General features: G+C 59.5%; 14 protein-coding genes and 1 pseudogene. 5 read left to right on the forward strand and 10 right to left on the reverse strand.

The window, feature by feature from the left end; all coding sequences use genetic code 11:
• Positions 1-26: 26 nt before the first annotated feature.
• The gene (locus JQK15_RS25720) at positions 27-1085 is read right to left on the reverse strand and encodes a sensor histidine kinase (RefSeq protein WP_214869359.1); all 1059 of its coding nucleotides are present in this window, start codon (positions 1083-1085) and stop codon (positions 27-29) included.
• A gap of 487 nt (positions 1086-1572) precedes the next feature.
• Between JQK15_RS25720 and JQK15_RS25725 the strand changes: the two genes are divergently transcribed.
• Entirely contained in the window at positions 1573-1878 is a 306-nt protein-coding gene (locus JQK15_RS25725; protein ID WP_214869361.1) for a hypothetical protein, read from the forward strand.
• Positions 1879-1902: 24 nt separating this feature from the next.
• Complete coding sequence (locus JQK15_RS25730; protein ID WP_214869363.1) at positions 1903-2517, forward strand: hypothetical protein; 615 nt, start codon at positions 1903-1905, stop codon at positions 2515-2517.
• A 233-nt stretch (positions 2518-2750) separates the two neighbouring features.
• On the opposite strand, the gene JQK15_RS25735 is transcribed toward JQK15_RS25730, so the two are convergent.
• The 7 genes and pseudogenes from JQK15_RS25735 to JQK15_RS25765 all read right to left on the reverse strand — a co-directional run bounded on the left by JQK15_RS25735 (position 2751) and on the right by JQK15_RS25765 (position 10139).
• On the reverse strand, positions 2751-5006 hold the full coding sequence (locus JQK15_RS25735; protein ID WP_214869365.1) for a bifunctional diguanylate cyclase/phosphodiesterase: 2256 nt from the start codon (positions 5004-5006) through the stop codon (positions 2751-2753).
• A gap of 158 nt (positions 5007-5164) precedes the next feature.
• Positions 5165-7189 (reverse strand): annotated as a pseudogene (locus JQK15_RS25740) (heavy metal translocating P-type ATPase); the annotation flags it as partial.
• 819 nt (positions 7190-8008) lie between these two features.
• Positions 8009-8434, reverse strand: a complete 426-nt coding sequence (dksA, locus tag JQK15_RS25745; protein WP_214869373.1) for an RNA polymerase-binding protein DksA — start codon at positions 8432-8434, stop codon at positions 8009-8011.
• The gene (locus tag JQK15_RS25750) at positions 8431-8625 is read right to left on the reverse strand and encodes a hypothetical protein (RefSeq protein ID WP_214869375.1); all 195 of its coding nucleotides are present in this window, start codon (positions 8623-8625) and stop codon (positions 8431-8433) included. Before JQK15_RS25750 ends, dksA begins: the two co-directional genes overlap by 4 nt.
• Before the next feature lie 521 nt (positions 8626-9146).
• Complete coding sequence (locus tag JQK15_RS25755) at positions 9147-9452, reverse strand: alkylphosphonate utilization protein (protein ID WP_214869377.1); 306 nt, start codon at positions 9450-9452, stop codon at positions 9147-9149.
• Positions 9439-9738, reverse strand: a complete 300-nt coding sequence (locus JQK15_RS25760; RefSeq protein ID WP_214869379.1) for a helix-turn-helix domain-containing protein — start codon at positions 9736-9738, stop codon at positions 9439-9441. Before JQK15_RS25760 ends, JQK15_RS25755 begins: the two co-directional genes overlap by 14 nt.
• Before the next feature lie 65 nt (positions 9739-9803).
• Positions 9804-10139 carry a hypothetical protein gene (locus JQK15_RS25765; protein WP_214869381.1) on the reverse strand — a complete coding sequence of 112 codons (336 nt, stop codon included), beginning with the start codon at positions 10137-10139 and terminating at the stop codon, positions 9804-9806.
• A 128-nt stretch (positions 10140-10267) separates the two neighbouring features.
• Here JQK15_RS25765 and JQK15_RS25770 point away from each other — a divergent pair, with 128 nt between their 5' ends.
• The 3 genes from JQK15_RS25770 (at position 10268) to JQK15_RS25780 (ending at position 12142) form a co-directional block, all read left to right on the forward strand.
• On the forward strand, positions 10268-10933 hold the full coding sequence (locus tag JQK15_RS25770; protein ID WP_214869383.1) for a YoaK family protein: 666 nt from the start codon (positions 10268-10270) through the stop codon (positions 10931-10933).
• A complete protein-coding gene (locus tag JQK15_RS25775; RefSeq protein WP_214869386.1) occupies positions 10930-11844 on the forward strand; it encodes a fused MFS/spermidine synthase in 915 nt (304 codons plus the stop codon). The genes JQK15_RS25770 and JQK15_RS25775 overlap by 4 nt, the downstream gene beginning before the upstream one ends.
• A gap of 61 nt (positions 11845-11905) precedes the next feature.
• Positions 11906-12142, forward strand: coding sequence for a recombinase family protein (locus JQK15_RS25780; RefSeq protein ID WP_214869388.1), 237 nt, complete (start codon positions 11906-11908; stop codon positions 12140-12142).
• Here the strand turns inward: JQK15_RS25780 and JQK15_RS25785 are convergent.
• Positions 12060-12455 carry a Fic/DOC family N-terminal domain-containing protein gene (locus JQK15_RS25785; protein WP_251008062.1) on the reverse strand — a complete coding sequence of 132 codons (396 nt, stop codon included), beginning with the start codon at positions 12453-12455 and terminating at the stop codon, positions 12060-12062. The two genes, JQK15_RS25780 and JQK15_RS25785, sit on opposite strands and share 83 nt — an antisense overlap.
• A gap of 423 nt (positions 12456-12878) precedes the next feature.
• On the reverse strand, positions 12879-13088 hold a 210-nt coding region (locus tag JQK15_RS25790), incomplete at its 5' end, for an ASPIC/UnbV domain-containing protein (protein WP_214869390.1).

Genomic DNA, 13088 nt, shown 5'->3' on the forward strand with positions numbered 1-13088 from the left:
CGTACGTTCGCTTATGTCCGCTGTCATCAGAATGTCTGCTCGCTCTGTACTGGCACCGCCTTCCACGGCGCATCTATTTTGAACACTAGCCCGCCAGGAGCATAGTCTACCGAGGTCTGTCCTTTGAGGTAGGATCGAAGCGATCGCTCGATCATCACCGACCCGAACCCTCGACGCGACGGGGGAACAACCGGTGGCCCACCCAGTTCCCGCCACGTCAGGCGGAAACGCTGCTGCTGCGACTGATCGGCCGGTTCAAGTGCCCAATGCAGATCGATGTGTCCCTGGTCGTTGGATAGCGCGCCATATTTGGTCGCATTGGTCATAAGCTCGTGCAGGGCGAGCGTCAGTCCCAAAGCCACTTGCGCGTCGAAATGGATCGCCGGCCCGGAAAGATGCACACGGTCGGAAAGGCCGGCATGGCTGGCGAGAACGGTCTGAGCCAGATCGCGCAGGTCGGCCGGTTTCCACTCGGCGGCAGTCAGCATGTCCGTCGCCTGCGCCAATGCGGCGAGGCGAAAGCTGAGTGCTTCTCCGGCGGACTTCATGTCGACGGACTGGCGTAAGGTCTGGCTGGCAACAGCCTGGACGACGGCCAGCTGGTTCTTGAGGCGATGGCCCAGTTCCTGGTTGATAAGGCGCAACTGCTGCTCATGCTCTGACAGACGCTGATTTGCGACCGCCAGGTCCTCCATCAGCAGTCGGGCTCGCAGCAGGGATGCGCGCAGTTCCGCCGCGACCAGTGTGACTGCCGTCATGACCGCCGCATAAAGAATCGTCGCCGCCCATTGTGTTGGCGTGAGCCACCAGCGCAGGGACATATGTGCCAGCGTCGCTGCGGCCAGCAAAGCCGATAGCCAGACAGAAAAGATACCGGTCGATCTTCCCATCACCAGCGTGATGATAAGAACGACAGGGATGAACAGAAGATAGGGCAGCAGATCAGTGACGCAATAGACCCGGAAGGCGGCGGTGGCGACCAGGACCGCGCACGCCAAAGAAAGCCTGATCGTGGCCGGCCAGTTACGACGTAATGACCATGCTAGCAGCCGATCGAGGATGGGAGAAGTTTCTGTTCTGTTCATCACTGCGCCATATCGTGGCGCAAGCTTTTCCGCTTCGCCCCAACGCCTTCATAACGAGGGCGACGCCTATGTGCCAGCCGCCATATGATGCGCCTGCCATCGTCTCTCCTACCGCGCGCTCGTCCGGGTATGGTTATGGGTTTAGAGCGATAACGATCATGGCGGCCGGGTACGCGCGCCTTTCTGCTGCGAGCCAATTCCTTGCCCCGCCTACCCGCTCCTATCTGAACGCCAATCGTCATGGCCGATATGGGTATCGACCTTCGATGGACGCAGGACAGAATCCGGCCAACCTGGTGACACGAAGCCTTTAGACGATGGTGCCCCAAAACGGGTCGGCCTCGCTGGCCGAGACGGCCAATGCGACAGACCGCAATCACGCAAACCTTTTTCTCAGTATGAAACTCTCAGCACGAAAATATCAGGGGCGCGGGAGCCAGAGTTCCGGTTGAGCCGTTAAGGTACTGCAGAAAATCAGGAGAGCCTCATGCTTAAATACATTCCCCTCGCTGCGGGCGTCGTTCTACTCGCTACCTCCGCCGGTGCTCAAAGCCATCAGGCCGGGGCGCATAACCCTGCGACTAAGAATGGCGCACCCCATCAGGTGGCGTCGCCCGCGCGTGGGGCCAACTCATTTACTGAGGATCAGGCACGAGGCCGCTTCGCCAAGGCCGGTTACAGGAATGTGACGAAGGTCTGGAAGAAGGATGGGCTCTGGTACGCTACCGCCACTAAGAACGGCAAGCGCCACTCCGTGGCCCTTGATTACAAGGGCAACATCACTCGCCGCTGAAAATCGGGTTGAAGGAGAGTTAGCATGTCAAAGACCATCACACATCTGTTCGATAATTATGCGGACGCATCAGCCGCCGTGTGCGAGCTCGAAGCAATCGGTATTTCCCACGATGATCTCAGCATCGTCGCCAACAATGCAGACAAGCATCACGGCGACCATGATGAAGGGATCAATGAGGATGGCGACGTCACGCGCGGCGTTTCCACGGGCGCGGTTCTGGGCGGCGCCGGCGGGCTCCTTGCCGGTCTCGGCCTCCTCGCCATCCCTGGGCTTGGTCCGATTGTCGCTGCCGGGTGGCTTGCGGCAACAGCGGCAGGTGCCGGCATCGGCGCGGCCGGCGGAGCCGTTACTGGCGGTATTGTAGGCGCGCTGAAAAATGCAGGGCATTCGGACGACGACGCGCATGTCTATGCAGAAGGCGTGCGTCGAGGTGGCACGTTGTTGAGCGCGAAGGTACCGGATGACCGAGTTCAGGAGGTTAAAGCGGTTCTGGATCGCACGCGCGTTGTAGACATCCAGGAGCGCGGCCGTGTTTATCGCGAGAGCGGATGGTCAACATTTGACGAGAACGTGCCGGCATATTCCGCCGATGAAGTAGCTCGCGAACGCGCTACCTACGCCCCAGATCGTCTTTGACTAAGCTGCCCCGAGGCCGATCCCGGTCTTGGGGCAAGTCTTCGATATGAAGCGTGGCACACCCCCTGCATATACCTTCCGTGATCTCATAGAGGATCAGAAAAGCGCCCTTTGCAAGATTGCGGGCACGGCATGCGGGATCCGAAATCAAACTGGATGCCCATGATCGCCGCGCCTTAAACGACTCACTCAGTTCCGAATGAGCAGTTCGACAATCGGGGAAACAAATCGCGCTATGCGACGTCGTGGAGACGCTGCCGGCCTGCTAGGATTTCCACAATGGCTGCTGCTGGAAGGGCGCGCGAGAAGAGATAGCCTTGGAGCTCATTGCACCCAGCTGCATGGAGCAGCTGCATCTGATTGCGGCTCTCGACGCCTTCGGCCGTGACGGTCAATCCCATCGCATGCCCCAGCGTGACCACGGACGTCACGATTGCCGCCGCCTCGTGATCGTGACCCAGATTCTGGATGAACGACCGGTCGATTTTGATTTTGTCGACCTTGAATTGGCGGAGATAGCTGAGACTTGAATAGCCGGTGCCAAAGTCGTCAAGTGCGATGCGGAAGCCGGCTTCCCGCAGCGTTTGCAATATGCCTCGTGCAATATGGTCCTCATCCAAAAGTACGCCTTCGGTGATCTCCAGTTCAATCCTGGCTGGATCGCATCCTTCCGCGCGGGCTATATCGATGATGCGCGTCGCAAGGTCGGCAGAGCGGAACTGTACCGCCGAGAGATTGACCGCGACGAAGATATCGGGCCACGCCCGCGCCATGCGGCAGGCGACGGCCAAAACCCATTCTCCAAGTTGCACTATAAGGCCAGTTTCCTCGGCGATCGGAATGAATTGATCGGGTGGGATCATACCCCTGACGGGATGATTCCACCGTAGCAACGCCTCCATGCCGACGATCCGCTGCGTTCCCGCTTCGACTTCTGGTTGATAATATACTTCAAGTTCGCCGCCGCTGATGATCGCATGACGCAGTTCCTCCTCGATCTCGCTGCGCAGCTTGACCGTTTCATCCATTAAGGGCGTGAAGATACGGTAACGATCGCGCCCTTCGCTCTTGGCGCGATACAAAGCGATATCCGCCTTGCGGATCAGGTCACCGCGGTCGGTGCCCGCCTCCGGCACGAGCACGACGCCGATGCTGACACCGACAAAGACCTTGCTGCCGAGAATTTCGAACGGCTCACGCACTGTCGCTAGGACGCGATCGCACAGTTGTTCGAGGTCCTTGCGCCGATTTGCATCACACAGCAAAACGGAAAACTCGTCGCCACCGATACGGGCCACGGTGTCGGTTGTGCGGACAATCTCTGCCAGTCGCTGTGCGAACTCGCGAATCAGTGTGTCGCCTGCAGCATGGCCCAAGGTATCATTGACCTGCTTGAAGCGATCGAGGTCGAGCGCCAGAATCGCGCAAGGATGGCCGCGACGGGCTCTTGCCAACGCTTGCTCGAGTCTGTCGTGAAACATGGCGCGGTTGGGAAGTCCGGTCAGTACGTCGTGGAAAGCGAGGTGCTGGGCCTGCGCCTCGCTGGCACGCAGATCCACTATCGCGGTCGAAAGCTGGCGGCCAGATCGCCAGAGCGAGCGGGCAAGAAGGCCCATCATCCCAACCATGATCAAAATGACGAACGCTGCGATCGGTGCCAGAACCTTTTCAATCTGCGTGCCGGGTAATTCCGGCTTCCAGAAAAAGTAACCGATCTTTCGCCCCGTTTTGTCGCTGAACGCGACCATCGTTTCCCCCCGATGTGCCTTCGGCTCCATCGAGAAGCGAAGACCATCGATCATTGCCCAAGCCGCAATTTGGCGCAGATACGCGCCATCAAGAAAGCGCACGCTTACAAGTATGGGTTCAGGTTTTCCCACTGGCGCGGGCTGGCTGCTTATAAGCATGGCGCTGGCTGTCGCCGGGCGACCGTCCACCTCCGTGACGAAACCTTCGTAGATGGTCTCCGGGCGCGTGAGCGCTGTTGTCTGCGCCTTGCGTGACTGCCGCGGGATTGCTCCATTCTTCGAAATGCCACGGACAGCGTCGATCATCGGACGAAGATCGGCCTGCGCGCTTCGAAAACTATCCGCTGCGTTGGGGTGCCCGCTTGCATAGGCATATATAAGCCGGCCGTCGGTATCCAGAATGAATGTCAGATCATGGCTGAACATCTCATGGAGCCACTGGCCGATTTCCGCATCGATCCATATTTTATCGAGGCGGGGTTTGGCCAATTCGCCGGACAATTGATTCCAGGCTGCCACGCTCTGCTGCTCATACGCCAATCGGTCGGTGGCGCTGGTAAGCACCAAACGCGTCATTCGGGTTTGACGTTGAAGCGAGACTTCGTTGCTGGTCCCCGCTGCCCAGTGGAGGCCGAGCGCTACTGCAGCTACAACCGCAATGACCAGAATGCCTATCGGCAACAGGACCTGTGTCGTAAAATATCGGCGAAAGACCGCCGAATCGGTCGGGGCACGAAACACGCGGATACCTCATCCATCAGCCCCCGAACCTTTATAACAATCGATAATTGATAAAGGATGCACGGCTCCCGGCTTATGCCACCGGTCGTTACCGAAGCGCTGCGTCACCGCATTGCAGCGGCGAACCAATCTTGTCGGAACCGCGAGATTAAGAGGAACCCGTCGCCTGCCATGGCGACGATGCGGCCTTCGCGCTTGAGCCGAGCTACCGCGCTCTTCTGGTCGGGGAGGACGTCTGCCTCGACCTTTTCAATGCCGAGGCTTCCCGCGATCGCCTGCGCCGTCGTACGGTTGTCCCCGGTCAGCATGACGATCTCGATGCCCTCGTCGCGGAGCGCAGCGATAGCCTCGGCAGTGGTTGCCTTCACCCGGTCCGCGATCGCGATCACGCCCGCCGCGCGACCGCCTATGGAGATATAGATGGCGGTTGCACCATCCCCGCGTAGCACTTCGGCATCTCCCGCTAGGCTGACTGTCTCGACACCGGCTTCGGTGAGGAAGGCGGCATTGCCGAGGATGATCCGGTTGCCCTCGACCGTGCCGGTCGCGCCTTTGCCGATGGGGGAGTCGAAGTCGGCAACCGATGGAATGCAGATGCCCCTTTCCTCCGCCTCCGCGACGATCGCCAGGGCAAGCGGATGCTCCGACGCGCGTTCGACTGCAACTGCCAATCGGAGCAACTCATCTTCCTCGTGGCCTTCGGTCGCAATGATGCAGGTGACGGCTGGTCGGCCCTCCGTCAGCGTTCCCGTCTTGTCGACAACGAGCGTATCGATCTTCTCCATCAGTTCGAGAGCTTCGGCATTCATGATGAGTACACCCTGCCCCGCTCCCCGACCGATGCCGACCATGATCGACATGGGAGTCGCCAGTGCGCACGGGCAGGCGATGATCAGCACCGCGACAGCGGCGACCAGTCCGTGGGCCAGCCGAGGCTCGGGTCCCCAGATGCCCCAGGCGACAAAAGCCATGGCAGCAACGGCCAATACCGCAGGCACGAACCACCCCGCGACCTGATCGGCCATGCGCTGGATCGGCGCGCGTGAGCGTTGCGCGTCGGCCACCATCTGGACGATTCGAGCCAGCATCGTGTCGCGCCCGACTTTATCCGTGCGGATAACGAGCGCGCCGGTCTGGTTGAGCGTGCCGCCGATCACATGATCGCCCAGCGCCTTTGTGATCGGCATCGATTCCCCGGTCACCATTGCCTCGTCGAGCGAGGAGCGGCCAGCTTCGACTTCGCCATCGACGGGTACTTTCTCTCCCGGACGCACACGCAGCCGGTCGCCCACGACGATCGCCTCGATCGCCACTTCCTCCTCGCTATCGTCGGAGAGGATGCGCCGGGCCGTGCGCGGCGCGAGGCCGAGCAGAGCCTTGATCGCGCCCGATGTGCGTTCGCGTGCGCGCAGTTCGAGCATCTGACCGAGCAGCACCAGAACGGTGATGACCGCTGCCGCCTCGAAATAGACCGCGACCTTGCCGTCTGCGGCATGAAACGCGTCGGGAAAGAGCCCGGGAGCGAAGATCGCGATCACGCTGTAAGCCAAGGCGACGCCGCTCCCCATAGCGATCAGCGTGAATATATTGAGGTTGCGCGAACGCAGCGATGCCCAGCCGCGGGCGAAGAATGGCGCGCCGGCCCAGAGCACGACAGGTGTCGCCAGTATCATTGCACCCAGACAGATATCCGCATCGGCACCAGATGATGCAGCGCCGGGAACAGGTGTGACCCAATTTCGAGGATGAAGACCGGCAAGGCCAGGACGAGCGCGATCCAGAAGCGCCGCGTCATGTCGGTCAGTTCAGCACTCGGGCCGCTGGTCATCTCCGCGACCGCAGGTTCGAGCGCCATACCGCAGATCAGGCAGGCGCCGGAATGATCTTGGCGCGTGCATCGGGCAGGTCCAGACCGATCCGGGTGCGGCTTGAGGTTGCTTCAGATGCTGGTCGCCGAGATATCGCGCCGGATCAGCGATAAACTTTGTGCGGCAGCCGTCACTGCAGAAATGATAGGTCTGACCCGCATGCTCCGTGTGGTGCGCCGCGGCGGCCGGATCGACCCGCATGCCGCAAACGGGATCGACCACGTTACCGGTCGTATCTTGTCGGCGTTCATGCGCAGGCTCGTTACAGCACGCATGGGCGTGCGAATGAGTGGCGTGGTGGTTCGATTCGGACATGAGTCAGTCTCCTGCACCCATCGAGATAGGGTCTGACATCATGTCAGGGTCAAGGGCCGGACGAGGATCGACCGCGCTTTCTTGAAGTCGGCTGCGATTCTGTCGACGCGCCGACCATGGCGACAAGCGTCTCTTCCGCGCGTTCTCCTCTTTGCGGATCAGTGGAAGAAGTCAGTGCGCCGCCATTCAGGCAGACGCCGGACCATGTCGCGCAAGCCTGCATGACGCGCCCACGACCGTAAAATCGTGACGCGATATGTGGCGTGGTCAGGCGATGCGGCCTGGACAGGCATTATTCGCGCCGCTCTGCTTGTCGGTGCGGAGCTCGCGCTGGCGTCTGCGCCTGGCGATACTGTGCCACAGATGACCGTGCTGCAGCCCGCGACATGGAAGGAAGAAACGATCCCGATATGTTAGCCCTACCGCAGTGCGATCTGGGCGGTGTGGGGGCTGTGAACAAAATGACCGAGCTTCCGGAAACTGTGTCCTCCGACATCCCCGAGGTCTTCGCCTCTGGTGGAATCTCAGGCGGACTGCCCCGTCCACAGTACGGATTTTGTTGATTGTCCGGCGCCACCGTGACGCTTCCTTCGCGCCTATCGGCCGGCAGATTACTGGATCATATGGTTCGAGGTCGGCGGAAACGCGGGCGGTTTGCGAACTATCGCTCTACATCGTAACACCCACGCCTTGCGTCCTCGCCCGCATTCCAGGCCAGGTTTGGAACGATCTTCACCGGGGACCTGTGCGCCGCCTCAAAGGCGATCCTGCCCGGGGTCGTCTCTGCCAACGGCGGCTGATATTCCTTTTCCGTGACGCTTATCCCTCGCGCGACACTTTCTCTCGGCGCTCATGCTTTTCTTGGGCTTCGAGCGTCATCGACGCGATGGGCCGGGCCTCGAGGCGGCGTAGCGAGATGGGTTCGCCGGTCACTTCGCAATATCCATATTCGCCTTCCTCGATCCTCCTGAGTGCTGCGTCGATCTTCGCGATGACCTTGCGCTGGCGATCGCGCGTTCGCAGTTCGATAGACCAATCGGTTTCGTTCGAGGCGCGATCATTGAGATCCGGTTCGCCCAGCGACTCCATCTGCAGCACGTTCAGCGTCGATTCTGCCTCGTCCAGAATCTGCCTTTTCCACGCCAGCAAGCGCTGCCGGAAATATTCCAGCTGCAGTGGATTCATGAACGCCTCATCGGCCGATGGACGATAGTCGGGAGGCAACTGCAAGCCGGCGCTGGTCATGATAATATCTTTGCCCGCTTGTCGGCCTCGTTGATAGCCATGCGCCGCTCCGTCTCTTGTGCGGCCTGCGCCATTTCTTCCCATCGCTCGGCGCAGCGGACATGCTGCTCACGGCGTTGTGGAAGGCTCTCCTGTTCAGCCGCGATACGTTCCGCCGCAGCGCGTTCATTGTAGAAATTGGGCGTACTCAACTGTTGAATTCCGAATCCATAGGGCCAAGCCTGGCTTGGGGAATGTCATGTCCATTACCGTTAATCATCTGAATTTCCCCTGAGTAGTGCCTTGACCACACAGCGCAGCGACCGGCATGCGATGGCGGTGCGACGATCGTCTGGCCATGCGTGATCGAGGGAATTGATATCGGCTTTGCTTTGGTGCGGCAATGGTCGGGAACGATGCCCCGACCATTGCTGACGCATGGCGGACACGGAATAGTCCATCAGGACTGGGGGAAACTGTATCGACCCTGCGTTTGATGTGACGCGCGCTACAAAACCGACTATGCATGATATTCGAGTTTCCGCGCGGTTTTCAAACGGGAATTGCGCTCAGTGCCAGCGCTTTTGGGGAAAAGCAGCAGACATGCAGCCCGGCCCGCAGCATCGCCGATGAGCTGGTAGAATACTTCGCTCATATGCCTTCCAAATGTGATCCCGATGTAGTCGCGCGCCTTTTTTCCCTCCCCTACTCGTTCCCAGCCACGATCATGTGATCAGCGCTTGCGCACAAATTCCGCGCGCAACACCAGTCCCTTGATGCCATCATATCGACAATTGATCTCTTGCGGGTCGCCAGTCAGGCGGATCGATCTGATCACGGTCCCGCGCTTGAGGGTCTGGTTAGCGCCCTTCACGGTCAAATCCTTGGTGAGGGTAACGCTGTCCCCATCTGCCAGTAAATTCCCAACGGCGTCCCGTACCTCGACCTGACCAGCCTCTGCGTTCCGGTGCGCCAGATCCGTGGCGCTCATCCATTCGCCGCTCGCCTCATCATAGACGTAGTCGTCACTTTCGTGCATTTTCACTCATACCCTTGTCTGTCCTGTTCGCGGAAGAGGTGACTTCCCGGAGGCGCACACCGCGCCCCCTACCCTGACTGGGCGAATCGTCGCCGATCAGTTCGACGCCGCCCTGCTCCAAAGCGGAAATGACCCGGACGAGCGTGTCAACGACACCGCGAACCTGTCCGTCGGACGCTTCCATCCGCTGGATCGTCGGCAGTGATACGCCTGCCAGCCCGGCCAATTGCTTTTGGTCGATCCCGAGCAGGGCACGCGCCGCCTTCATCTGCTGTGACGTAATCATATGCCCTTGTGATGTATAAAACGTCACAGTTCAACCTTACAGATAGACTTCGAATGTGCTAAGGCTTATTTTTCGATGTGAGAGGTCATGTTGGCGAAGAGTAGCAATTCTGACGGCTCGGCCCTTTCGAAGGCATCCGCCATGAACTCGGCAACAGATGGCGAACCGTTTCCCGCATGCTCAAGCGGCTCCCGCAATGGCTTCGCGCCGATTTGGCCTCCTCGGATCCCCCAACGCGAGCGGGCCGAAGACGCGTTCGCCATGATAACGGCCTGCCTTTTACCGGCAGACCGGCTGAGCAATGGATAGACCTCATGAGAGTGCGACGGCGTTTCAGGGGATATCTCGAGCTTCAGAATATGATGTTGAAGGATTTCGTTCGAAAGGGCCTGGCCCATCATTCGCTCCCACTTGAGGACGCGGCGCGTCTGACCCAGGTGGAAGCCTTGAACGCCCAGGAAATGGCGCGATGGGACAGGGACCTTTCCGTCGCCGGCAACGAGGCGCCGCCCCCACCGGACGGTGATAGATGAACCGGTATGATCGAAGGATATGGGGGCTGGCGGCATGTTTCGCGACGCTTGCGGGATATGTCGATGCGCTCGGTTTTCTTTATCTCGGCGGTTTCTTCGTATCATTCATGAGCGGCAATTCAACGCGGCTTGCGGTCGGGCTGAGCACGCACTTGTCAGATGCAGCGACTGCCGCCGGATTGATTGCCTCGTTCGTCATTGGCGTCATGCTCGGATCGCTATGTGTCCGGGTCGTACAACGCTCAAGATATAGTGCGCTCATGTATTTCATCGCCGCCATGCTCACGATCGCAGCCCTTCTTGCAATCACGGGCTCGAACTGGGCGGCGGCAGCGGCGCTGGCGATGGCAATGGGCGCGGAAAATGCGCTGTTCGAGCGGGACGGTGAAGTGCAGATCGGGCTTACCTATATAACGGGGACTCTGGTCAAATTCGGGCAGCGGCTCCTTTCCGCCCTCATGGGCGGAGACCGCTTTGGATGGTTGCCCTATCTGATGCTCTGGCTTGGCCTGGTGACAGGTGCGGTCCTCGGTGCCGCGAGCTATCAGATTGTTGGACACTACGCGATCTGGGCCGCTGCCGTTGCCGCGCTACTGCTGGCTTTCTGGCTTCATCATCGCCGTGTCGCGCTTGCGGCGTCGATGACGGGAGTCGGAAAATGACCGATGCGCCAGCATCTGCTACCGATGTCGATCTTGAACTGCTGCATGACCTGCTCTTCGGCTTGCGCCTCGAATGTGCCGATCCAGGTTCGAGGGTTCCAGATCGATACAAAACGGCTCAGGACGTCCCGGTCATGCTCGACGCCCCGTTCGGTCCCGCTGGACCTATGGTGCTTCGCTTTGGTGATGTGCTTTCTCTGCTGTTCGGCTGGTCAACCATTCAGAGCGCTATGCGGCTAAGCGAGCCTGATCATCTCCTATTCGACTATACCCGCATGATGATGGGTTTCAGGCTGTTTTCATCCGATCCAACACGGATCGAAATGATTGGGCTGGGTGGCGGGTCGCTCGCCAAAGCCTGCTATCGCTACCTACCAAATACCGACATAACGGTGATCGAGATCGATCCGCAGGTGATCAGCTTACGGGAGCAATTTCATATACCGCCCGACGATCATCGTTTCCGCGTGATATGCAGCGATGGCGTCGACTATGTGGCCACGGCACCGGAACGCCCGGACGTTCTGCTTATCGACGGCTTCGACAACAAAGGCCTTCCAGCGGCTCTGAGCGAACAAGCCTTTTATGATAGCTGCCGTGCTCGCATCGGTTCGCACGGTCTGCTGGTTGTCAACTTGTGCGATAACGCCAGAGCATTTCCCACGCTGGTTCGCCGCATCGCCGCGAGCTTTGATGGACGGGCAATCGCAATCCCCGCCGAACAGCGGGGCAATCGTGTCGTGTTTGCCTGTGCCGACCCCGCCTTCCCTCCCACCTTTGATGCAGTCCGGCACGCCGCGCAGGATCTGCCATTGCGGGACCCAATTGATTACTCGATAAAGTTGCGACGGATCATGCCAGCTCTGCGCCATTGGCAGGCTCTTCACGTATCTCCGGCGAACAGCCTCTGATGGCCTCGGAATTCGGTCACGCTGTCAGTTAATGTTAGTTTCGCCCGCGAAGGAGACCGATATGACCCGTGTCGCTCTATATGCTCGCTATTCCGACGACAAGCAGAGCCCTGCGTCCATCGAAGACCAGTTCATGATCTGGCGCGAACAGGCCAAGCGGGAGGGTGGGCGCATTGTCTCGACTTATAAGGATGCCGCGATCTCCGGCGCGAGCGTCATCCTGCGTCCCGGCATTCAGGCGCTGCTTCAGGATGCACAGATGGGCCGCTTCGATGCGACAGCGGCAGATTTTCCATGAGCCGCGTGGCCTCATGAAGCGCGGCCCGATAATTGAGTACCTCGCGGGCGTCGGCCTTCTTGGGGCTGCTTTCGTCGAAGAGTTGGCCCTGCGCTTCAAATTCGAGGACTTCGCCAAGGGTGACCTGGGTGCCTTCGATCTTGCTGGAGATGACAGCTTCGCGCGAAGTGAGTGGCGACAACAGGATATCCAGGTTGGGAATGCCAGCAAGGACGCCTTCGTAGCGAGCAACTGCCGCATTGGCAGGTCCCACCAGCGGGAACAATGTGGCCAGATCAAGCGCCTGAGGAGGGAAGCGGCCTTCATGGTACAAGACGGGAACGTGTAGCCCTCCCGATCGTATGAAGCCGGGGCAGCCTCATTCTTGATGATCGTCTGCCTCTCTCTAGCACATTTGATGATGGCAAAAATGCGATTCGCTTACATCAAATTGCCTTGACGACGAAAATCGATCATCAAACCCGAAACCATCCGAGCAGCGGTGCGCCGCCATCGCTTCTGCGGTCGACCCATTGGAGACGCTCATCAGCTGATTTTTTCTTCTCAGGTGCAGACCGACCGGTTTTGGGCTAGCGCAGGATTGTGTTTCGAGAGTGCCTCGCACCTGCCTTGCGCTAGGACCTGTTGATGAGCCTCGATCTGGATTGTTTCCTATCGCCGCGCGCAGATATCTTAATGCAGCTCCTCTGGAAGGGGGCGATGTAAGATTGATCATCGCCCTTTACGACCACCGTGCTTACTGTTCCTTGAATATGAGCGATTTGCCCGCAAAGCGCGCTGGCTTCACATTGGAGAAAGTTTGGATCTTGCGCCCCTTGCGGCTCATCCAGGTAACTTCGACCTTGACCGCATCCATGGTTTTCAGGCCGAAATGCAGAGGCGCCGCATTTTCCGAATTATAGCCGTCGCCCGTCGACAGCTGTCGCGTGGCCAATATCTTGCCGGC

The sequence above is a fragment of the Sphingobium sp. BHU LFT2 genome (assembly GCF_018604485.1).
GTDB lineage: Bacteria > Pseudomonadota > Alphaproteobacteria > Sphingomonadales > Sphingomonadaceae > Sphingobium > Sphingobium yanoikuyae_A.